Below are 22,700 nucleotides of genomic sequence, written 5' to 3' on the forward strand. Positions count from 1 at the left end.
AATCCGCTGGCGTGCGGTTAGCGGCAAACAACCTCCATCTCTTCGGGTCTGCTCCCTTGTTAAAGTGAAAGGTGCAGCTTAGCGCGTGAAAGTCCTTCCCTGAGCGGCTTCTAAACCAAGGCTTAGGCAACGCGACTACATGCGTAACTTGCATTACTCGCGTGCAATAGATCGCTCGACCGAAAGCCAGCCAAGATGCTGGCTGCGCTCAACAGCAGTACGCACAAGCGCGGCATTTGCCGGCATGCGGGCAGGGAAAATCCGTCATTTGGCTGACATATGTCTGGCACCGTAGTTCATAGGAAGCTGAGGTTTGGCCCTTTCGAGCTTTCGATTGGTGAGAGGGTGCTCCGGCGCGACGGTCAGGTGCTTCCCCTCGGGGATCGTGCGCTGGATATCTTGATCTACCTTGCCGACCGCCCGGGGGAGCTCATCGCGAAGCAGGAGCTGATTGATCGCGTTTGGTCAGACGTCACCGTGGAGGAGGGGAACCTCCGGGTTCACGTGGCCGCGATCCGCAAGGCGCTTGGTGACGGCCAATTCGGCAACCGCTACATCACAAATATCAAGGGACGGGGCTACTCGTTCGTCGGCACAGTGGTCTCCCTCGGAGACGCCAGGGAATGCCGGAATGTCGAGTCCCGGCGCCAAGGCAGGCTTCCGGTGCGCCCGATCATGATGATCGGGCGCGAGACGGTTGCCAGAGAGGTCAGCGACAAGCTTCGAAATGATCGGTTTGTGACGCTGCTCGGTCCCGGCGGCATCGGCAAGACGACGATTGCCTTGGCCGTTGGCCGCGCTGTCACGGGGGAATTTGGCAGCGAGATCTATTTCGTTGATCTGGAAAGCCTCACCGATCCGCACCAGGTTGCGGGGGCTGTCGCGACGTCTCTGGGACTTTCACTTAAATCGAAAGATCCCGGCCTGGAGCTGGTCGACCTCGTTCGGTCGCGAAAGCTTCTTATCATTCTCGATAGCTGTGAGCATGTGATCGAGGCGGTCGCCTTGATTGCCGAACAGCTCTACCAAGAAACGGAGCAGGTCTATCTTCTGACCACAAGTCGCGAATTGCTGAAAGTCGAGGGCGAACATTGTTGCCGGGTGCTTCCCCTTGATTTTCCAACAGGCGGCTCAGAGCAAACGGCAAATGCCGTGCTTCGATATCCGGCAGTGCAGTTGTTTGTACGGCGGGTGGCGGCAAGGGCAGGAGGCGCCGTTCTCACCGACGAAGAGGCACCGCTTGTTGCAGAAATGTGCCGAAAGCTGGATGGCATACCGTTGGCAATTGAGTTGGCGGCGGGTCAGGTGGCCGCAATCGGCCTCAAGAACACCGTTTCCCGCCTGGTGTCTCATCCGGAATTGCTGAAACTAAGCCATCGGACGGCGGTTCTCAGGCATCGGACCCTTAAGGCGACACTGGATTGGAGCTACGATCTGCTGTCCGACGCAGAGAGGATTGTCTTTCGACGCATTGCTCCTTTCGTCGGCCATTTCACCCTGGAAGGCGCGCGGCACGTCGCAGGCGATCCCGGCGAAGACACCGGAGAGATTTTTGACGCAATCGCTGGCTTGGTCGAGAAGTCCTTGATAGCAACTCGGGTCGACGAAACGCAGGCGCACTATCGGTTGTTGGACACGACCCGGGCGTATGCCCTCGAAAAACTAGAGGAGCATGCCGAGGTCAACGTGGTCTTCCGCCGGCTTGCGGACTACGTCGCCGGATACCTTGAATCGGAAAGAGTAACGCTGTTGGCACTCGTAAACGCCGACACAAGAGCAGCCCGTCCCGGTCCATCGGGAAACACTCGCCCGGCGCCGGCGCTGGGCTATGGGCCGCGTCGGCAATAGCTAGATTGCGACGGCACCTTCAACCATTCAGCGCATTCCAGCCTATTGGGTAACATCCGCGCGGCCGTGGAATAGAGATTCGGGCCAAATGGTGACGATGAGATCGCGACGCGGCGCAGCTGTTCCTCGAACTGTCCCTGTGGATCGAATGCCGAGGCCGGGCGGAGCGAGTGATCGCCCGTCTCGGCGCAGCACAAGAATTCTCGCCGGGAGATGCTAGGCCAAACGCCAATCCGCCACCCTGTTCGAATTGACGGCTACGACCGACCTTGCCGAGTTGCTTCCGAGACAGGACTGCAAGCCGGAAGCTCGCGAATATCTCGGCGCCAGTCTTGATCCGATTGCTGTCGGGAATTTCATCTCCTGCTCGCAGACGCTTGTTCGACCAGCTCCAATCGGGAACCAGCGGCGGCTAAAGGGTGTGGCATGCGCTGTTTGCGCAGGTGGGTTCAAGTCCTCGCATTCTGATACAAGCCCAAGAGTGCAGTTGGATGCATGCTGTTGAAGGGATGGTCGCAGCATGAGTCGATCGAGATCGCTCAGATCGCCTGAGCTAACGACCTTGCCTGTGGCAAGGTATTTTGCGGTTGTCGGGAGCACACTCGCCGTTCTTCTGCTGATAGCCGGCTGGTCGTTGCCGGAGCTCCCGGACCGGTTTCCTGATCGACCGGGGATCATTGATGGCGCGACCATCCGGATCGAATCCGCCCGCAAGTGGCCGGAGAAGGTCGTTCTGGATACCAACCTGTCGACACTCTTGCCACCATCCGTTGACGTGGCGCCGGCCCGGGATCTGGTCGAGCGTCCGCCCGATGAAATGACGGATCGAACGAGCATCAACTCCGTGGCCAACGCTGTGGTGAAGCCAGGACCGGATGCTCGGCCGATCGTTGCCTATCATCCGCCCGTGCGAGCCAAGCATAGGAGGGCCCGGTCGGTTCCGCCGACTCGTGAGGCAAGAGCCCGGGGTCCCAACGAGCTCCAGCGATCGCTCGAGGATTGCTGTTGGTTTGAGTCGATGGATAGGCGCGCGACGTCGAGACCTACCTCGCGCAATCGCGTCGCGCGTCGTGACTTATGGATAGGCTGGCATTTCCCGGAGACAGATTGAAACCACGCCGCTCCTGTCGGTGTCATGCTGCCCCAATTCTACTTCCCGTGCGACGAGTGCGGCATCGCGATGCCGGCGAGTTCGTCTGGTGACGGATATCGGCAAGGGCCATGTGGCTCTTATCTCGAGCTGACTAGGGTATCGCCCATACCCCGCAAGCTCCAACGCCACAGCTTCATTGAATGAGAGCTAATCCAGCATGCGCACGATTGTACAATACGAGTAGTAATAGGGCAGCGATGCTCGGAGCGATCACGTCGAAATGCCGGAGCAGGCCCTAGACTCCGTGAGCGCGGGCGCTGCGCAGGCAAGCAATCGGTGGACGAGATGCCGCGCGTTGAAGCTTCGGTGCATTGACGATGAAGATTCTCGCTACGCTCCCGACGAAAGGCCGTGATCTCCGGCTGGACCTGTTCCGAGGTGTGGCAAACTGGGGAATCTTCCTCGATCATATCCCCAACAACATCGTGAACTGGGTGACAACGCGGAACTACGGCTTCAGCGATGCTGCGGATCTCTTCATCTTCATTTCCGGTTACACCGTCGCCTTTGTCTTCGCGCGGATGATGCTCGAACGCGGGTTTATCATCGGCGCATCGAGGCTTCTAAAGCGTGTCTGGCAGATCTACGTCGCTCACGTCTTCCTTTTCGTGCTCTATCTCGCCGAAATCGGATATGTCGCGCAGAACTATGGTAACTCCAGTTTTACCGATGACTTCAACATACGGGGTTTCCTAGCGAACCCCGCGCAGTTCCTGTTCGAGGGATTGGTACTTCGCTTCAAGCCGGTGAACATGGATGTGCTGCCGCTTTACATCGTTCTGATGGGCGTTTTCCCGCCGATACTATGGCTGATGCTGCGCAGACCCAATATGACGCTGGTTGCTTCGGCTTTGCTCTATTTGACCGCCAGGCACTTGGGATGGAACGTTCCGGCCTATCCAACTGGCGTCTGGTATTTCAATCCATTCGCATGGCAGTTTCTGTTTACGTTCGGGGCTTGGTTCGCGCTTGGTGGATCGGCACAGGCGATGCCGTTCATCCGGTCGCGTACCGCGTTGGTGCTCGGCATCGGCTATCTTCTGTTCGCTCTGGTGATGACAATGGCGGCCCGGTCTGACGAACTGCACGCACTGATCCCGCCGGAGATTTACGATGCCTTCAATCCGAACGACAAGACCAACCTCGCGCCTTATCGCCTGCTGCACTTCGTTGTGTTCGCGTTCTTTGTCGTTCGTCTCCTGCCACGCGATTGGTCGGGGCTGGAATGGGCGATCTTTCGGCCCGCGCTCAAATGCGGTCAGCAGTCGCTTGAAGTATTTTGCGCCGGGATATTCCTGTCCTTTGCCGCACACGTCGTGTTGGTCGAGGTGTCCGGCGCGATCTGGATGCAGATCGTGGTCAGCATTGTCGGGATCCTGATGATGACCGCGCTGGCGTACTACCGGTCCTGGTCGAAGAACGCGGATAAAGCACCGGCGAAGATTAAGCCGATCGTCGCAGTGGCCGGCTGATAGTTGCCTAGGCGGCGTTGGGAAGCACTATACTCGGGCGGACGGCATTGGTTCTAAGTCTCGTCCGATCGGCGAACGGCATGGGGATGGGCGCCAATGAGCCATGCGCGCCTCGACGGTCCGAGTTCTTGCCTTAGCGTACAACTCCGACGCCGTGCTGTCACTTCGGAGGCTGGCGGCGGCCGTTAGCCGATCCGTCGAAGGGAAAGCGATGATTCGACGCTGCGTTGTCTTGCCGGACTCCGTTCTCTTTCCGTGGCGGCCGCGCTCGCGGCTGGCATTTTTCTTATCGATACGCTGACGTCCCTCCACTTTGCCGTGGCGTCCCTCTACGTGATCGTTGTCTTGATTTCCGCTCATGACCTACATCGCCGCGGCATCGTGACCACGGGCGTCACCTGTGCACTCCTTACGGTCCTCAGCTACGCGCTTATGCGCGGATTTGAGGCGGATGGAGCCGCCCCGTTGCGGTTTGCCGTGAGCCTGATTTCGATCCTGATTGCCACCATCCTGGTGCTCCGGAACGTCTCGGCAAATCTGCGCGTCAAGTAAGTTGAGCGGTAGCGAGCAAATCTCGCTCGTTTCTTCTCGCCGAAGATTGTCGACCAGCTTGTCGGCATTCGTACTCCATTTTCCTTCGCACGGCGCCAACCAGCCACGGTTCTTTTTGCCGATATGATAGATTTTACCGCCCATTCGTCGGGAAAGTCTCCAGACGTCGTCATCAGCATGCTGCGCGATCTGCTTTAGTTTCTGAGCGAGGCAGTTTTTTCAAATCACGGATCGGTCGACAAATATCTGGGCGACGGGCTGATGGCATTTTTTGGCCCGCCCCTGACGAGCCGGCGAGATGCGACAAACGCGGCTTTGTGTGCTCTGGAAATCGTGAACTCGATCGAATGCTGGAACCAGCAGCGCTTCCGCTGCAACGAGGCGGCTCTCCGCATCGCCATCGGCATTCACTGCGGCGAGGTCGTCCAGGGAGATGTCGGCAGCGAAAGGCGGCTCGAGCTCACCTTGTCGGCGACACCGTGAATATCGCGAGCCGCCTTGAAGCCTATTGCCGAATTCTCGATGCTCCGGTGCTGGTTACCGGAAAGTTCGTGGAGGCGTTGTTGGTAGAGGGTAGTCTGGAGATTGCAAAAGCATTTGTCGACGTGGGTGTCCACGAATTGCGCGGTTGCAAGGAGCCAATCCGTCTCTTCAGCATGAGACAAAAGCCAAGGTCTGCCCAGCGACCCGGCGATTGGTTAGTCCGCAGCCGTCCTGCGGACGAAGTCGGGTAAATGGACGCGCGGACTACGAGCAGCTGGCTGCGTAAGGAAATGCGTTCCTCCGGAGCTAACGCCGTAGCGAGCGTTCGCTCAATTGCTGCGATCCCGGAGAATGGCGGACGATATGACTTGCCTCTCTCGAGGGGGAAGAGCGAAGCCACATTGTCCCTCTAAACGGGTCACGAATGTCAAGTGTCCCTGGGTGTGTACGATACCCTAGAGACCGCGAGAGGAGCATGATCGCCCATAGCGCCGGGCAAATCGAAGTGCCGCATCGAGAGATGTGACCGGCCTAAGCCTAAGTATCGTCCGGAGATGACTTTGGCTGCACGACGAGTACCCACGTTCAATTGAATCGTGGCTCGCGATCATCTTAAGTGGGCGTTGTAAAAGCGCATAGCGAATGAGGTGCGGCGGTGAAAGAAGGATGATCGACGAACAAACGATAACGCCAAGAGGAGTCTACAATGCCGAACCGCTCCGACAGTCTCAGATGTGGCAGAGCCGCGCGATGCGCGGTTTGTGACGGCAAGTTTGGTCTCGTCCGGTACTACTCGTGGCGAGCCCCTCTTTGTTCCAAGAAGTGCGTCGATCGATTCAGAGATCGCCGGGCAAGCGACCGGAGTTGGTTGCCTTGGCTCCAACCCACTTCAGACCAAGCGGCACAGAACCGTGCGAGGGCTCTGTGATGATTCAGCAGATCTCGCAACGAAGCAAGGAATACCTGAAAACAGCAGAGACTTTGCTTCGCGCTGCCCAAGCCATGACCGACCGAGCGATTGCGGGTCAGCTTAAGGGACTTGCCGACGACTACCAGCGGCGAGCTGAGAAAGCCTCCCGTGTTGATGCGGCCAAAGTAGCCGCTCGATCGGCTGCTAACGCTGAAGAGGAGTGATGTAGGTAGCCTGATCGGCGGCATCACGGCTAATTTGCGACAGAAATGTTGAACTGCGGACTGCTTGTCTAACCGGTGTGTGGAGCGGATATGGGCGAGATTGTTCGATTTGTCCCGAAGTCTGAGCGCGAGCACGCTCGTCTCATTCGAGAGGCCCGCGCGATATATGACAGCATATTGCCGCCAATTGATTTGTTCAACGAACAGCAGGACAAGGCACCGGTCAATCATACGGTCAGCGACGCCAACGCCCATCGTAGCAACGGGGGTCTCCGGTCGTGATCAAGATCATCGCAGTGCTTTGCAGTCTCTCTTCGCCGACAAAATGCTACGAGAAGACCGTCACCAACTCGGACTGCTAACGTGTCGATGCAGTCGTGCCTGATGGGCGCGCCGCAACTCGCCGAGTGGATGACGCAACACCCCGGCGAGCGCCTGGCAGCATGGCGATGTGTGATTGGCAAGCCGGATAGCAGGGGCGCTTAGGGGGACGCCGCAACCAGCGTAGCATCGTTCGAGGCTCCCGTCTGGTCGCTTGAAACAAGTCCAAACCGACGCCCTCAACCGGCAAAACCGTAGAACCAGTACTTCCGAGATTACCCCGTAAGGGGACCTATCTCGGACTGCCAAAATCGACACGAATGACCGACAGCAGAACTCGCGGCCGGGTTGCCTGTTCCTTAGGACGGCTCACGAGTGCAGCATCTCGACGCGGTGTCTGCGATCGCTGGCAGGGCGAATTGAAAACTGGCGCCGCGGGGCAGGTTCGCGCTCGCCCACAATCGGCCGCCGTGCGCTTCGATGATCGAACGACAGATCGACAGGCCCATCCCCAAACCGCCAGGCTTCGTCGTGTAGAAGGCGTTGAAAACGTGCTCGAGAGTCTCCGGCGCCAGTCCCGGACCCGAATCTCGCACCCCTACGAGCACGCCGCCCGGGTCAGCCTTCCGGCTGCTGACGAGCAACTCTCGCGTCCCGTCGCCGGCGTCGCTCATAGCCTCGACGGCATTCACGATCAAACTGAGGATCACCTGTTGCAGCTGTACCTGGTCGCCCTCAATGAGCGGCAAGCCGTCCGCGAGGTCTGCCTGCATTGAGATGCCGTGTTTCACCCATTCGTCGCGCGTGAGTTCAATCATCTCGCGGATACCCGCGTTGATGTCCAAGCACTCTCTCCGGGGCGGCGCCTTCTCGATGTGATCTCGGATCCGGTCGATGATGTCTCCCGCTCGATCGGCATCGTCCACAACACAGCCGAGCGCTTCCCTGACCTCGCCCAGGTCTGCCGGATTGTTGTCCATAAAGTTCAGGGCGGCACGCGCGTTGTTACGTGCTGCGCCGATCGGCTGTTTCACTTCATGGGTGATCGAGGCCAAGAGCTGACCCATGGTGGCGACGCGGTTCGCGTGCGCCAGCTTCATCTGCATGTCCCGCAGCGCCTCTTCTGCTCGTTTGCGCTCGGTGATGTGCCGCGCGACGCCGCGGTAGCCGATGAAGCGCTCCGCCTTATCAAACACCGGCAGGCCCGAAACGGATATGTAGCGCTTGCCGCCGTCGGCGGCGGGTCGCGCGAGCTCAAAGTCACGGAAAGGCAGGTGGGCCTCGAGGGTCTCCCGGTGCTTGCGCCAGGCCTCCGCGTCAGGCTCCAAGTAGGGCACTTCCCACCTTGTCTTGCCGATTTCAGAGCCCGGCGCCGGCGGGTCTGCAAGGCCTTCGGCGAGATCCTGACGGATGAAGCGATGCTGCGCATCGGATTCCCAGTACACGTCGAAGGAGAATTGTACGAGCGTGCGAAAGCGCTCCTCGCTCTCCCGCAGACCTAGTTCAGCCTGCTTGCGGTCCGTAAGATCAAGGACGAAAGAAACTCCTTGATCCTTACTTTCTTCGAAGTTCGCGACACCGACCAGCACGGGCACACGGCTGCCATCTTTCCGGAGGTACTCCTTCTCGAACGGCCGCCCGCTCCCCATCATCTTTTGCTCCGGGATCCACCATCGCTCATGGCGGTCGAGCCATTCCGACGGTGTGAAGTCGGTCCAGCGCAGGCGGCGTGAAACGAGATCCGCCCGGTCGTATCCCACGATGCGGAGAAACGCGTCATTGGCCTCCAGAATCCGGCCTCCACGCTCCCAGATGATGATCCCGATGATGTTGGCGTCGACCAGGCGTCGGATCTTCGCTTCGCGTTCGCTGAGATCGCGGTACAAACTCGCATTTTCCAGCGCGATGGCCGCCTGCGAGGCGAGCAGCTTCAGTACCGCGATCCGGGCTGGCGCGAAGACTCTGGGTGCCAGGTTGTTCTCAAGGTAGAGCAGGCCGATGAGATTGCTCTGATTGATTAGAGGAAAGCAGAGAATGGACCGGCATTGGCGCTGCCGAATATAGGGATCGGCGGCAAAGGCGGGTTCAACTGCGGCATCGTCTAGTATCAAGGCCTCCCGCGTGCGAAGGACGGTCCGAACGAGCGCTTCCGGCAGCGCCGTTGTGGTGACGGGCTGGTCAGGCAGGCGCACGATGATTGTATCACCACTCGTTATGGCTTCCGCTGCGATCCGCTGCTCGTTTTCCTGTGAAACAATCAGCAGACCTCGCTCGGCACCCGCTTGCTCAATCGCGGTGTGCATGAGCGTGTCGAGCAGTTTTTCAAGAACGATCTCGCTCGATACGGCTTGCGACACCTTGATCACCGTCGCGAGGTCGAGGTGTTCAACCGGCGCACCAATGGTGCTCATCGGGCCGGGAAGTGAGTCTTCCTGTCTGAGGTCTGGATACGTCTCGTCGAGTTGTCGCACCTTCGCGACGGCTCCCCAACGGAGATAACCGTAGCGGGCGTTCCGCAGATACAGGTCCGCGATCTGCTTGAATCCACGCGCCGCGTAAAAGCGTGCGGCCAGTTCGTAAGCGAGCGCTTCATTGTGAATAAAGCCATTTGTGCGGGCCGAGCCGATCGCTTGCTCGTAGAGACGAGCCGCATCGAACTCACGGCCTTCGATCCGGGCGATCTCTGCGCCGACAAGTGCAACGCGGTTCTCGAAATTCTCCGGACAATTTTCCGCCCAAACTGCGATCCGCCTGTAATGATCCGCCAGCGCCGCCAAATGATGGGATCGCTCCTCGGCCGGAGCTTCATCGCACCGTGCCGCCCGCGCAAGGGCACCATAGAATTGATATTCAGACTGCTCCACTTGCGTGGGCGCTGTCCACAGCAGCGGCGCGAGTTCCATTGCCGCTGTGATTGCACGTACGGAGTCGCTGCCGTAGACGCCGGCTTGCAGCTTGCGAATCCAATACCAGCACGCGCAAATGCTCAGTCCGCGATTGTTTTCAAATTGCTGTACAAAACGGCTTTCGTCGAACTTTGCGTCATTGAAGGAACCAAAGTCCAGTGTCAGTCCACGCAACATCCGGACAAGCCTAAACTGTACAGTGAGATTGTTGCTGGCAAGTCCAAAGCCCACGTCCTGCGCGAATTTTATCCCAATTTCGGCCTCTCGTTCGACTTGGTCGAGTGGAGCACCGGAAGCAAAGAGGTTCGCCGTCAGGTCAATGCAACTGTAAGCGGCATAGGAAAGATCGCCCGCTTCCTGTGCGGCCTCAAAAGCGCGCCGCAGGAAGGCGCGGCTTGTGGCCAAGGGCTGTGTCCAGTGCGCGACATGGACTGCGAAAACCAGGTAGACGCGGGCTCGGAACCGATCAAGGCCACGCTTCTCAACCAGATCCAGGCCAAGTTTGCCGAAGCGGAACCCCGCCTGGTAATCGCAGAAGTGTGTCCCGAGCACGCCACCCAGCCATGCATACGCAAGGGACGATCCGTCGCTGTTGCCATACTGCAGGCTGAGGCTCGCCATCCGGCCGACAACGAGGCGGAAAAGATTCAAATCGGTGAACAACGCGGGCGATGTTAGTACCGTGAGAACGTCCATGGTTGCGCGCCGGTCGGGATCGGTCATCAGCGGCAGGTCGAGCAGCCCCTCGATCGAGCCAGAGCCGAGCCGTTGCCGCAGCCAATCATACTCCTGCTGGACGTCCTGGGCTGTCGCCTGCTGCGGCCATCGGGCGTCAACCCGGCGGAGATATTCCAGCCCTACCTCGACAGCCTTGTTGCTCCGGTCGAGGGTCGTATACAGATTGATGCGCACGCAAGCGCCTGCGGCGGCGTGAACAATAGTCCGCGCCCGCGTCGACAGTTGCGAGAGCCGTTCTTCCGCTGCCGCCAATTCCCCGGTCAGGTATTCGCACTCGCCCCTGTCGAGTTCGAGGTCGAAGGTGAGCTGGTAGCACCGCTCCCAACCATTCTCCCCCAGCAGCAGGCGTCCGACGACAAAATACCGCAGGGCTGCGGCGTAGGCGGTCGCCGCCTTGGCGCGCTTACCTGCCATTAGATTGAATGTGGCGACCTGCTCCCGCTCCCGCTCTGTGCTGATCAGCCCCGAGCCACGGCCGAACTGGTGCACGATGTCGAAGATGTTCTCTTTGAGGTCCTCCGGTGGGGTGCGCGCGGCAAGTAATCGGCCAATGCGAAGATGCGCCATGGCCCGCTCGTCCTCGGCGACGAGCGTATAGGCCGCCTCTTGGACGCGATCGTGGAGGAATGCGTACGTGCCGCCCGAATGAAGGATAAGGCCGGCCCGAACAGCTTCCCACAGAGCTACGTTTGTCGCTTCGTCGTTCGCCTCGTGAACCAGCGCCAGCGTTCCCGACTCGGCAGCATGCCCCAGGCAGGCCAACTGGCCGAGAACCTTCTGAGTCGCCGGCGGCAGACGGCTCAGCTTCGCCGCCATGAGATCTGCGACGTTGTCGGTATAACCCTTGGCACGAATGCTGTTCAGGTCCCAGGACCATCGCCCTTCACCATAATCGAATGTGAGCAGACCCTCCTCGACAAGTACGGAAATCAACTGATTGGCGAAGAATGGATTTCCCGCCGTCTTCTCATGGATCAGTTCTGCCAAAGCGCTGACGCGTTCGGGTTCGCAGTGAAGAGCATCGCCAATCAACCGTCCCAGGTCTTCACAGGCGAGAGGCGCAAGGATGATCTCGTGCACGACCGCACCAGCCTTGCGGATCGCTTCGAGTTTGCGGATCAGAGGATGGGCGGATTTGACCTCGTTATCCCGGTAAGCCCCGATCACCATCAGATGCTGCACGTCCGGCTGGGTCAACAAGTCCTCCAGCAGGTCGAGCGTTGCCGAGTCGAGCCATTGCAAATCGTCGAGGAACAGCGCCAGCGGGTGCTCCGGCCGGGCGAACACTGCGAGAAAGCGCCGGAAAACCAGCTGAAAGCGGCGTTGAGCGTCGCGGGGTGGCAACTCAGGGACCGGTGGCTGGTCGCCGACGATGAGCTTCAGCTCCGGAACCAGGTCTATGATGAGCTGCCCGTTGGGGCCTAATGCTTCGCGAAAGACCTGGCGCCATCCAGTTAACTCTCGATCGCTCTTGCCAAGCAGTGGCCGGACCAAGCACTGAAAGGCTTGCGCCAGCGTGGAATAAGGGATGTCACGCTTGTACTGATCGAACTTGCCTGATGCGAAGAGCCCGCGGGGGTCAACAAGCACTCTATGAAGTTCGTTGACGACCGAAGATTTTCCGATGCCGGAATATCCGGAGACTAGCACCAGCTCCGCCGCGCCGCTGTTGACTATGCGGTCGAAGCAGGCGAGCAAGGTCTCTATCTCGCGCGCCCTTCCGTACAACTTCTCGGGAAGTAGCAGCCGATCGGGCGCGTCGTGTTCGCCAAGCGCAAAGGGCTCGATGCACCCTTTACGCTCCCGTTCGACAAGACAGTGCCGAAGATCACCCTCCACGCCAGCTGCAGTCTGGTAGCGTTCCTCGGCGGTCTTCGCGAGGAGCTTCATGATGATTTCGGAGACCGGAGCGGGAATATTCTCCAACCGTTCACTGGGCGGCAGCGGTTTTCTGGCGATATGGCAGTGCACCCACTCCATCGGATCGGCCGCGGTGAACGGCAGGGAGCCAGTGAGCATCTGGTAGAACGTGACGCCGAGCGCGTAGAGGTCGCTTCGGGAGTCGACCGAGCGGTTCATCCGGCCAGTCTGCTCCGGCGCCATGTAGGCGAGCGTGCCCGCGATCACCTCCGGCGGGGCGGGGGCTTGGCGCTCACGCGGCAGACGCGAAGCGATGCCGAACCCCGTCAGCCACACGTCGCTGCTTGCCGATTCCACGAGGATATTTGCCGGCTTGATGTCCTTGTGGACGAGGCCACGCTCATGCACATGGCGGAGCGCGCCCGCGAGCGGGATCGCGATGCGCAGGAAATGCGATACATCCAGGGGCCGGCCCAGCAGTCGGTCGAGCGGCGTACCGCCGGGATCCTCGAGCACCAGTGTTATACGGCCGTTATCGTGCGTAAGCGCGACGGGTCGCGCTGCCCACTCGGCGTCTAGTTCGGACTTGAGCGCATATTCGTGTTCAAGACGCTCGACGGAACCGGGCGAGGTTTCTTCTGCGGCAACAAGCAGGATAGGCGTCAAGCCGTTGCCGGAGCCCCGGTAGAGAGCGATGTCGCCCTCCCGAAGCGACGAGAATACGTAGCCCGAGAGCTCGTTCATGAAGGCCTCCTGCCAGGAGGACTACTTTAAGGCATTGATTAGGTTACATTTGCTTTTACCCGTCAACCCAAAAACAGGCACCCAAAAAGGTGATCGGTGCCATATTGTGGCTAGACGAGAGCCTCTTGCTTATAGAGATGCTTGGGCAAGGAAGAACGCACCGACGAAGGGATCGAGAAATCAACTGACTTCCGGTGTTAGCCCAGACCAGACGTCAATTGTTTGGCCGCATCTTCGATTTGGACGGCCCTGAGAGCTATCGCGAACTGCGGCTGGCGCTGTTATGCTGTCCTCACCGTTTAAGCTGAGGCTGCTCCGCATGAACGAGGGTGTCCGCGCAGAAATAACCGCTTCTGGGCCGCAAGACCTGGTGACCGAACTCATCGATCAACAAGCGGCAATTTCGGAAGTGCTGCGCGCGATTGCGGGCTCGCCGCACGACTTGCAGCCCATCTTCGACGCCATCCTCGACAGCGCCAAACGTCTTTGTCGAGCAGACATGGGCAGCTTGCGTCTCTTCGAAGAAAGCGGACTTCGTCTCGTTGCGGTGCGAGGGGACCCCTTTTTGGTTAGTCAGGTGAGGTCATCATTCCCAGTGCTCGACAAGGAGAGTTTTCTGGGTCGGATAGCCACAGGCAGGTTACCCGCCCACATCCCAGACTTGACAGCACTTGAAGGCGATCATCGGGCTGACCTTTGGGTCACGGCGGCGAAGGCTCGTTATCGAACGGCCCTGTTTCTGCCGTTGCTCAAAGACAATGAGATAGTCGGGGTAATTAGTCTGGGCCGCACGCGGGTACAGCCGTTCACCGACAAACAGATTTGCTTGTTCACAGACTTCGCTGCGCAAGCCACCATTGCCTTGGAGAGCACCCGTCGCGAGCGGCAATATCGCGAGATGCAAGGCGAGCTGGCGCATGCCAACCGCGTCGCCACCATGGGCCAGCTGACCGCCTCGATTGCTCATGAAATCAAGCAGCCCATTGCAACGGCACGCAACAACGCCCGTGCGGCTCTGAATTTTTTGGATAAGCAGCCGCCAGATCTGGGTGAAGTTAGGGAAGCGTTGGCCTGTATCGTAGGCGATGCCGACCGAGCCAACAACGTCGTCGACCGGATCGGGTCTCTCATAAAAAAGCGCCGCCCCGGAAGGAAGCCGTCGACCTCAATGCAGCGATCCTGGAGGTGACCGCCCTAACCCGCAGCGAAGCGGTCAAGACCGGCGTCACGGCCAGCACGCAGCTGTCTGCCGCGCTGCCACGTATCCAATGCGATCGGGTGCAACTGCAACAAGTGATGTTGAACCTAATCCTCAACGCCATCCAGTCGATGAGTGGCGTTGAGGAAGAAAACCGCGAATTGCACATCAGCACCGTGAGTATAGAGCCGGGGGGCGTGTGCGTCGCGGTGCGGGATACCGGCCATGGGCTGCGCCCGGAGAGCTTACCGCGTCTCTTTGAACCGTTCTACACGACGAAGCCCGACGGCATGGGCATGGGCCTCTCGATCTGCCGCTCGATTATCGAAGCCCATGGTGGGCGGCTGTGGGCGACCGAGTGCGAGCCGAGGGGGAGCCTCTTTCAGTTTACGATCCCCGCTGACTGAGCCGCCATCCCTGATCGATCTCGCTTGTTGACCCTAGCGGAACCATCCGCAGCGGCGCCGGATGTCGCCTTTTGCCGAAGCGAACATCGAGCGCAGGTCAGGGCGATACCAACCAACCAACCAACCGACGGCTGGCAATTCTCAGGCGATGCAGTAAAATTCCTTCAGGGCGGACAGTGGACGCGGTGCGCACCTAACGCGTTGTCTGCCGAGTTCTGGTCGAAAGCTCCACGCTGGAGCCGGCAGATGGTGCCGTATTCGATGAACGGCGCTCCGGGGCCGGTACAGCGCTCGGTCGCTGCACTAAACCCGCGGGCTGAAGATGGCTGTCGACGTCGATGAAGGCAAGAAGGCCGAGCATCAGACCGGATACGTGGCACAGTTGCAAGCCACGCTAAATGTGATTCCCGCGCATACTTGGTACGCGTCTCGGTCCGGCGGGCTCACCTTCGTAAACAAACGAACCGCGGACTACCTTGGTCTTCCGAAAGATCATCCTCTGCGTTTCGGCATCGACGTTGGCGCACAGTGGGACGCCCATCTTCCCTTCGTGCATCCGGACGACCGCGCAGAAACACAAGAAAATTGGGCGACCCGCCTGCGCACGGGCGAGGGCGGTGAGGGGAGTTTCCGCGTTCGTAACGCTCAAGGAGGCTACCGCTGGTTCCTCAGTCGCGCCGAACCGCTCCTGGCGGACGATGGAACCATACTGCAGTGGGTCGGAGTGAATCTGGATATTGAAGACCTCAAGTGCGCCGAGGAAGCCCTGCGTGAAAACGAACGAAGTTTACGTCTAGCAATTGACGGGATAGCCGGCCTGGTTGCGGTCTTGGCCCCGAACGGTGAACTTAAAGCCGCCAATCGCCAACTTTTCGAGTATTTTGGCCGATCGCTGGAAGAGCTACAGAACTGGGGAACAAACGATACGGTGCATCCCGAAGACCTTCCCCGTATTTTCGAACTCGTTAAGAAAGGGGTCGCGTCGGAGATTCCCTTCAACTTCGAGCTTCGCGTGCGGCGCTTCGACGGCGAATATCGGTGGTTTGAAAACCGCCACGTCCCAATTCTCGATGACTCCGGCCGCATCGCCCGCTGGTATCTTCTACTGACGGACATCGAGGATCGTACAAGGGCGTTGGCGCGATTCGATCAAATTCAATCGGATTTCGCCCACATGAACCGCGTGAGCATGATGGGAGAATTGGCTGCCTCGCTGTCTCACGAAATTACGCAACCGATTGCCAGCGCACGCAACAACGCCCGTGCAGCCCTGAACTTTCTCGACATACAGCCGCCAGATCTGGGCGAAGTGAGGGAAGCCTTGGGCTGTATCGTGGACGATTCCGATCGAGCCGGAAATATCATCGACCGCATCCGAGATCAGATGAAGAAGGCGCCTCCGCGAAAAGAGCGATTTGATCTCAATGCGGCAATCGATGAGGTGATCATGTTCGGGCAAGGCGCAATCTTCAAAAATCGCGTCTGGGTCCAGACCCGGCTTTCTGAGGGATTAGTTCCCGTTCACGGCGATCGCGTTCAATTGCAGCAGGTGGTCCTAAACCTGCTTCTCTTAAGCGCCTGCTTTGATCGGGCGTCGAACCTGGCTACAGACCGGTCCAATTGCCAAAGCTCCACACATGGTGGCTGTCGACAAGAGGCGCTGCGAACTTGATGGCGGAGCTATCATCGTCACAATCGATCTGAACCACTCCGATGGGCGGTCGTGTCGCCCAACGACATATGCACGATAGACCGGCATCTCGGTTTCCAAGCAGCGTGAACGCCCCTTTGATAATTTCGGTCAGGCTCCCGAGCGTCGTAACGGCGCGGATAAACCAACTACGCGACCACTGACCGTGCGTCGGAAACGTTTGCGGCGAAGCGCTTACGATCCCCAAAGATCGATCCAAGCCGTGCTTATGCCGCCATTTCGGGCCCGGGCCCCGCATATAGTGAGCTTCGGGGCGGTATCGCATGCGTGCGCCGTCATTCCCGAGTAGGAATCGAAATATGGCCGAAGCGGCTTTTCGAAACAAGCTCTTCGGAGTTGCCGCAAAGGCTGGGTGGATCATCTTCTGTCTCCGTCGCCACCGTGGGCAAATGCTTGCGCAAGATGAACGCGAAGGCATGTGAATTCGAGAGGGATGTCGTCTTATAAGAGCGGAATAATGGCGTCCAAATACGAAGAAGTTTCCCGTTACTCAGCTGGTGTTGTGCCACGCGCCGAAAGGCGTCTCTACACTGCGCGCGCCTCGGTCCCCTATCCTTATGTTGTCTCTATATCGGAGAGGCGAATCCTCTATCGAATTCACGCGGCGACTAAGCGATGTATGGTCACCGGCATTCACTGGCGCGGTTGCTGATATCGTCACCACTGTTGCGGCTTGCCGCCGTTCGAGCTGGCTCGTGCCGGGCGTGGTCGCATCTGAAAACGTCGCGGGAGCCTTTATGTATGAGTTCGTGGTTGATCAGTTTCTCGGGATCAACGGCCTGATTAACCTCTCGAACATCGTGTTCCTTGTGGCGTTTTCGGCGCGAGGCGTCCTCAAGCTGCGAATCTTGGCCATCATCGGCGAGGGACTGACCTTGCCATATTACTATTTCCAGCAAGAAAAATTGTGGCCGCCGATGTTTTGGGGAGTGGCGTTCATGATCGTCAACGCAATTCGCATCGTGGCGACGCTTCTGGAGCGGCGGCCGGTCGTTCTCAGCGACAGGGAAGATCGTCTCCACCGGGTCGCATTCAGCTCGATCGAGAAGCGGGAATTCTTAAGATTGGTCAGCCTCGCCCGGTGGGTCGACTGCTCGCCGGGAGAGGTTATTCTCCAAAAAGGGCAGGAGATATCCGAGGCCATTGTGATCATAGCTGGAGATCTCGAGGCCGTTCTCAGCAACGACATCAGAATGGCGCTTCGACCTGGTCAGCTCATCGGAGACGTGAGCGCCTATAGCGGTTTGGCCTGTCCGGTAGACGTTGTAGCCCGCGGTCCCGGAACACTTGTAAGCTGGGACCTGCGGCACGTAAGAGAGTTTTCGGCAAGCAGACCAGAGCTTCGCGCCAGCCTTCTGCGGATTGTGAGCACGGATCTTGCCGCCAAGTTGCGCGATGTCGCCATTGCTGGTTCTGGGCAGACTGCAGAAAGAATCGTGTCGAAGTGACCTGTAGACCGCGCTTAGGCGGGCGCATCCTGCGTCGAGCGCCATTCGTGCAGCGATCTTATGCGGCTCACCTAAGCCGGTCGGCTACGAGGTCATGAACGATGTCCCCATGACGGCAAGTCGTCTGGAGAGCTCGTGCTGCGCTCGCGCGGCTTGCCCAACGGGATCCCGAAGCTCAACCTTCGTCCAGCTCGCATCAATCCGCATTGAGCTACGTGCTAACCAGTCCACGCCCCAAAAGAGCATAAGTAGTTAGCTGGGATCACGTCCGTTCAAGAATTGCTTGAGCAACTGTGGGACCGTCTCCAACTGATTGACAGCTGACGTTCATGCGCTGTGGCGCTCAAGGAGGCGGCGCGAGAGTGTGGTCTATCAGTGGGTCATTTCTCGCACGCCTTCCGTCGCACGCTGGGAGTGGCGCCGCATAAGTGGTCAATTGACAGAGCGTCATGCTATCCAAAAAAAGCTGCGCGATGACGGGCTGTCACTATCGGATGTGGCCACGGAGTGCGGCTTCAGCGACCAAAGTCACTTCACGCGAGTTTTGAGACGGGCGGTCGGCGTAAGTCCGGGCGCTTGGCGTCGGGCTTTCAAGCGATAGCAAGCGAGTAGATCAGTGCGTATTGGCTTGCGGGAATCAGTTGCCATGTGGAGTAGCTTTCGCTGTCGCAAGATAGATTGGGCGGTCGCCGTTCTACTCTCCTTCATCTTGGTCGGTTGCGCTGCCAGACCTGGCCCAGAAGTGCTGACGCCCGTGGCCGCCTCGTCTGGCGAAAAGGCGCTGCAGATCTATGTGGCGACCACGCGTGCGCGCGAGATTTCGTCGGGTAACGTATTCACTGCGAACAGCGCCAATGCACTCAACTTTGCGAAGTTTGTCGTCTCGGTGCCGCCCAACCATAAGTCCGGCAATGTCGAAATGCCGACCGCACCCCCCGATCCAAGGAGCAGCTTTGCTGTAGTGGATCAGGCCGTGATGAGTGAAGCCGATTTTCGCAAAGCCGTCGCCCCGCAAGGCGATACTCGCCGAAAAAAGCACAAAGCCTTCGTTTTCGTGCATGGGTTTAACAGCAACTTCCAAGAGGCGCTGTTCCGACTCGCCGAATTGCAGGCGGACATCAAAATCGACGGGATTCCAATCCTGTTCTCCTGGCCATCGCAAGGTCAGGTAGCTGCTTATGAAATGGACAAGCAATCGGCAAGCTATTCTCGGGACTATCTGATGGCTCTACTGACAATGTTGAGCAGCAGCTCCGAGGTTAGCGACATTATAGTGGTTGCCCACAGCATGGGGGCTATGTTGACCGTTGCAGCTCTGCTCCAGCTTCGTATCGAAGGCAAAGATCGAGTGATTGCCCGGCTAGGGCGTGTTGTGCTGGCGGCGCCCGACATCAACGCCATAGATTTCCGTGCTCAGGTACAAGCCATCGGTCCGCTCGAGCCACCTTTGCTGGTTCTGGTTTCCAAGGATGATGGCGCGCTTCGAGTGTCTAGTTTTCTTGACGGTGGCATCGCGCGTGCTGGCGATATCAACGTTGACGATCCCTTGGTGCGGGAGGCTGTTCGCCGTTAAGCAGACCCACCACAATCCAAATCTGATCCCGGGCGAAATCCTGTCCTCGGCGACGCGGCCAGCGCAGTAGGCTTCGTGCCGCGCCAAAACGGCGCCGATGTGCTCGACGGAGATCTTGTCCTTGCGGTCCCGATGCAACGCCTGTCTGGCCGTGATCTCGGCCATCTCTTCCGGTCGCGGCTCGCCGGCCGTCAGCCGTTCCCACCACCGGTCGACATCTTCGGTGAGACCGGACTCGTCCGGGTGCTTGTCGGCCGCCCAAGACATGGCGGCGCGGAAATAGGTGACGCACTTCTCGCGCTGCCGATGCACGCCGGCGCGCTTGTCGGGATCTCGCGGCACCACCCCGTTGCGTGCCTGGTTGAGCAGCGGCCTGTTGAGCTCCGTCAAGAGGAGGGGATGAAGTGCCTGGTAGGACGGCTTGGCGAATGCAAGGCGGACGTCGTCACACGTCCCCTTGCTTGCGGGCTTCATGCGCCGATTGATCCACCTCGGCCTGGCGATCATCGCCTGGTACTCGCGATCCAGATCGGCCCACGTCCAGGTGACCGGCTTGGATGGCTCGGGTTTTTCCTCTGGAGGGGCCTGATCGAGTTTGCCGCCGGCCATATCTGCATAGACTTGCTTGGCCTTCTCGCGAGCGTCTCGAAGCGACAGATAGGTCGGATCGACATGAATTCCCGTGGCGGAGCCGATCTTGCGGGACAGGCCGTAGGCACGCACGATCCATCGCACCGACCGGCCGCGCTGGCGAAGGGTCAGGTACCGCTGCTCCGTGTCATTCCAATCTGTAATCCGACCGCTGTCCGTTGCCGTTTTGGCCGCGGCAATCGCCTGGTCAACGATCGCTGGGGTGATCCGCTCCCGGACTTGCTGTGTCTTCTTTTCGCTTACCGCTTCGGCCAAATTGCCACCAATCCGTACAAGTTTCGTACAAACGATAGGCGGTTAAGTGGGGCGGGTTGAGCGCCTCGGCAAGCCTAATCGGGCCATTTTTGCCGTAATTTGGCGGCTAAAGTTACCAAGGAGATGCCAGAACTCTTTGAAAACGGGAATCATAATCCTGGGGTCGGGGGTTCGAGTCCCTCTCCCGCTACCAACAAAATCAGCCCTTTTTAGCATCCCGCCTTTTCTTAAAGGTTTCGTACCACGCGTGGTACCACCGTCGTCGTCGTTTGCGCGCTAGGATTAGAATACTAACTCCAGGTTTTTCAAACTGTTACGAAGGTGCGACTAATCGTGCCTTACGGACATAGACCGATCGTCGCTCCGCTGATGAAGCGTGAGCCACCTCGTCGGGCCCCGTTCCCGCCTGACCCTGGTCTGCTGCCATCGCGCCGCCCCGGAGTTCCCCTAGGATTCGATTGGCGGCGATTCGGGGGGGCGGTCAGCATGAGCGACAATCCAAACCAGGGCGATGGTTCGGCGAACGTCGAGGCAAGTTCGAAGACGCACGAGCGGCGCAGCCTTGCCAGCCTGAAGACTATCGGCAACGAACACGTGCTCGCGGACCTCGACGCACGTATTGCCGACGCGACGCGTGTTCTCAATAGCGTTGAGGCCGTTCGTGCGTTGGAAGCCCTGCAGGCAGCCGCCGTCCCAAGCTGGACGGCCGCCGAGGAGTTGCGGCGCGCCGCCGAGGATGCCGCGGCTGGTCGGAGTGCGTTCGCATCTCTCGGAGCCGATGTCGAAGCACGGCTCGCCAGCGCCCATCGCGTCTTCGAGGACGGCAAGGCTGCGCGAAGGACCGAGGCGCTTCGCGCGGCTTCGAGCGCCTTACCGTCTGCTGCCGAGGTGTGCCGGACAATCGAGGTGGCCGAAGCCAGCAACCGCGTGCGGGACGCCGCTACCGGTATCGCGCGCAGCAACCTGGCTGGATTTGACGTTGACTTGTCGTCCCCGACAGCGCGCGTGTCCGCCGGACTTCCCCCCGCGGGGGTCCATTCGACGCTCGATGTTGCGTTCGGAGGCGTGGCCGACGAGCTGAGGCGCGCCTACGATCAAACGACATTTGGTTTGAAGGACGCGGCTTATGCCACGAACGGCTTGGAAACACACCTCGACTCTTGGCGAAGCACGCTCGCCGTGGCTAGTTTGACGCCCGAAGTCATGCGCAGCATCGCTGGAGGTCATATGACTTCATTGGCAGAGATGTTGCGCATCGCAGGTGTCGGCGGGGCGTTTGCCGATGTGCTCGCAATGGACGCCGGCGCGCGGTCTGTGCTCGATCTCGCCTCGTATGCGCAGCAAAACTATGAAAAGAGCTTCCGGATCCCACGCCACGACGAGTTCGTGGGACTTGCTGCCGCGGCATCACGCGGAGCGCTTGCGCGTGCCGCATTCGGTACTGATCATTCATCCTTATACGCGGCGATGAACGCAATGCACTCACCCTGGCTCCGCGAGGGCCGACTGGCAGAGTCCGCTTTCGGGTTCGGTGAGTTGCAGGGGATGGGTGCTCTGCTGAGACGCGAACCGCCCTTTGCCGAAACCGTGTCGGCGGCCTTGCGAACTGGTGTAGGGGACTGGCGCGACGAGCTCACCGTGCCGGCGGCGACACTTTACGACGCCGAAGAAAGGTCGCTCTACTATAGCAGCCGCGGTTTCAACAACGCGTTGGTAGACTTTACGCCGCGCGCTTTCGACGAAAGCTTAGCGGCTTCTGGCCTAACCAAGGAGCTGTTCTCGCTGGCTGGCGAAGAAGACTGCGCCGAAGAAGATGATCTTGAGCGCGCCAACGCCTCGTTCGATCTGCTTCAGCGTTTCGAACGCGAAGTGCGCCGCTTCGTCGATCGAATCATGCAGGCTGCATGCGGGGAGAAATGGATAAAGCAACGGACCCCTCCCGGCATGAGGGATCAGTGGGTCGAAAAACGCGACGCTGCTGTTCGTCGGGGCGAAGTAGAGCGCCCATTGATCGAATACGCCGATTTCACGGATTACCTTCGGATCATCGACCGCGGCGATAACTGGCAGCAAGTCTTCCAGCATGTGTTCGAACGACGGGAGGATGTGCGCGAGTCATTCCAACGACTGGGTCCGGTACGGATCTGCACCATGCATTGCCGCACCGTCACGCGTTACGATAAGCTGTATCTTGTCGCTGAAACGACGCGCCTCTTACGAGCGATCAGGAAAGCCAAGTGAGGCGC

The 22,700-nt window shown here is 59.3% G+C and carries 16 protein-coding genes, 1 tRNA gene and 1 pseudogene; 16 read left to right on the plus strand and 2 right to left on the minus strand.

Going from position 1 to position 22,700, the window contains the following annotated elements:
- Positions 1 to 279: 279 nt before the first annotated feature.
- The 7 genes and pseudogenes from ABIA90_RS13160 to ABIA90_RS13190 all read left to right on the plus strand — a co-directional run bounded on the left by ABIA90_RS13160 (position 280) and on the right by ABIA90_RS13190 (position 7,128).
- Positions 280 to 1,848, plus strand: coding sequence for an ATP-binding protein (locus ABIA90_RS13160; protein WP_354122452.1), 1,569 nt, complete (start codon positions 280 to 282; stop codon positions 1,846 to 1,848).
- 1,470 nt (positions 1,849 to 3,318) lie between these two features.
- Positions 3,319 to 4,473: an OpgC domain-containing protein gene (locus ABIA90_RS13165; protein ID WP_354120172.1), complete on the plus strand. Its 1,155-nt coding sequence runs from the start codon at positions 3,319 to 3,321 to the stop codon at positions 4,471 to 4,473.
- Between the two features lie 255 nt (positions 4,474 to 4,728).
- Positions 4,729 to 5,025: a hypothetical protein gene (locus tag ABIA90_RS13170; RefSeq protein ID WP_354120173.1), complete on the plus strand. Its 297-nt coding sequence runs from the start codon at positions 4,729 to 4,731 to the stop codon at positions 5,023 to 5,025.
- Between the two features lie 246 nt (positions 5,026 to 5,271).
- The gene (locus tag ABIA90_RS13175; RefSeq protein WP_502916660.1) at positions 5,272 to 5,508 is read left to right on the plus strand and encodes an adenylate/guanylate cyclase domain-containing protein; all 237 of its coding nucleotides are present in this window, start codon (positions 5,272 to 5,274) and stop codon (positions 5,506 to 5,508) included.
- 927 nt (positions 5,509 to 6,435) lie between these two features.
- Entirely contained in the window at positions 6,436 to 6,642 is a 207-nt protein-coding gene (locus ABIA90_RS13180; protein ID WP_354120174.1) for a hypothetical protein, read from the plus strand.
- 90 nt (positions 6,643 to 6,732) lie between these two features.
- A complete protein-coding gene (locus ABIA90_RS13185; RefSeq protein WP_354120175.1) occupies positions 6,733 to 6,924 on the plus strand; it encodes a hypothetical protein in 192 nt (63 codons plus the stop codon).
- Positions 6,921 to 7,128, plus strand: a pseudogene (locus ABIA90_RS13190) (hypothetical protein). The gene ABIA90_RS13185 and the pseudogene ABIA90_RS13190 overlap by 4 nt, the downstream one beginning before the upstream one ends.
- Before the next feature lie 194 nt (positions 7,129 to 7,322).
- Here ABIA90_RS13190 and ABIA90_RS13195 read toward each other — a convergent pair.
- The gene (locus ABIA90_RS13195; RefSeq protein WP_354120176.1) at positions 7,323 to 13,211 is read right to left on the minus strand and encodes an AAA family ATPase; all 5,889 of its coding nucleotides are present in this window, start codon (positions 13,209 to 13,211) and stop codon (positions 7,323 to 7,325) included.
- 319 nt (positions 13,212 to 13,530) lie between these two features.
- Between ABIA90_RS13195 and ABIA90_RS13200 the strand changes: the two genes are divergently transcribed.
- The 6 genes from ABIA90_RS13200 (at position 13,531) to ABIA90_RS45590 (ending at position 18,576) form a co-directional block, all read left to right on the plus strand.
- Positions 13,531 to 14,400, plus strand: coding sequence for a GAF domain-containing protein (locus ABIA90_RS13200; RefSeq protein WP_354120177.1), 870 nt, complete (start codon positions 13,531 to 13,533; stop codon positions 14,398 to 14,400).
- Entirely contained in the window at positions 14,397 to 14,816 is a 420-nt protein-coding gene (locus ABIA90_RS13205) for a sensor histidine kinase (protein WP_354120178.1), read from the plus strand. The genes ABIA90_RS13200 and ABIA90_RS13205 overlap by 4 nt, the downstream gene beginning before the upstream one ends.
- A gap of 322 nt (positions 14,817 to 15,138) precedes the next feature.
- Positions 15,139 to 16,488 carry a PAS domain-containing protein gene (locus tag ABIA90_RS13210; protein WP_354120179.1) on the plus strand — a complete coding sequence of 450 codons (1,350 nt, stop codon included), beginning with the start codon at positions 15,139 to 15,141 and terminating at the stop codon, positions 16,486 to 16,488.
- A 734-nt stretch (positions 16,489 to 17,222) separates the two neighbouring features.
- Positions 17,223 to 17,975 (plus strand): Crp/Fnr family transcriptional regulator, encoded by a 753-nt coding sequence (locus tag ABIA90_RS13215; protein ID WP_354120180.1) that lies wholly within the window; start codon positions 17,223 to 17,225, stop codon positions 17,973 to 17,975.
- 375 nt (positions 17,976 to 18,350) lie between these two features.
- Positions 18,351 to 18,452 carry a hypothetical protein gene (locus ABIA90_RS13220; protein ID WP_502916657.1) on the plus strand — a complete coding sequence of 34 codons (102 nt, stop codon included), beginning with the start codon at positions 18,351 to 18,353 and terminating at the stop codon, positions 18,450 to 18,452.
- Between the two features lie 19 nt (positions 18,453 to 18,471).
- Positions 18,472 to 18,576, plus strand: a complete 105-nt coding sequence (locus ABIA90_RS45590; protein WP_502916661.1) for an AraC family transcriptional regulator — start codon at positions 18,472 to 18,474, stop codon at positions 18,574 to 18,576.
- A gap of 93 nt (positions 18,577 to 18,669) precedes the next feature.
- Here the strand turns inward: ABIA90_RS45590 and ABIA90_RS13230 are convergent, their stop codons facing one another.
- Positions 18,670 to 19,170 (minus strand): hypothetical protein, encoded by a 501-nt coding sequence (locus tag ABIA90_RS13230; RefSeq protein ID WP_354120246.1) that lies wholly within the window; start codon positions 19,168 to 19,170, stop codon positions 18,670 to 18,672.
- Between ABIA90_RS13230 and ABIA90_RS13235 the strand changes: the two genes are divergently transcribed.
- The 3 genes from ABIA90_RS13235 (at position 19,063) to ABIA90_RS13245 (ending at position 22,695) form a co-directional block, all read left to right on the plus strand.
- Positions 19,063 to 19,548: an alpha/beta hydrolase gene (locus ABIA90_RS13235; protein ID WP_354120241.1), complete on the plus strand. Its 486-nt coding sequence runs from the start codon at positions 19,063 to 19,065 to the stop codon at positions 19,546 to 19,548. The genes ABIA90_RS13230 and ABIA90_RS13235 overlap by 108 nt on opposite strands.
- Before the next feature lie 956 nt (positions 19,549 to 20,504).
- Positions 20,505 to 20,647 (plus strand) — tRNA-Ser (locus ABIA90_RS13240).
- A 293-nt stretch (positions 20,648 to 20,940) separates the two neighbouring features.
- A complete protein-coding gene (locus ABIA90_RS13245; protein ID WP_354120183.1) occupies positions 20,941 to 22,695 on the plus strand; it encodes a Swt1 family HEPN domain-containing protein in 1,755 nt (584 codons plus the stop codon).
- Positions 22,696 to 22,700: the final 5 nt, after the last annotated feature.

Origin of the sequence: Bradyrhizobium sp. LA6.8, assembly GCF_040547935.1 — a bacterium.
In the GTDB taxonomy this organism is placed as follows: domain Bacteria; phylum Pseudomonadota; class Alphaproteobacteria; order Rhizobiales; family Xanthobacteraceae; genus Bradyrhizobium; species Bradyrhizobium barranii.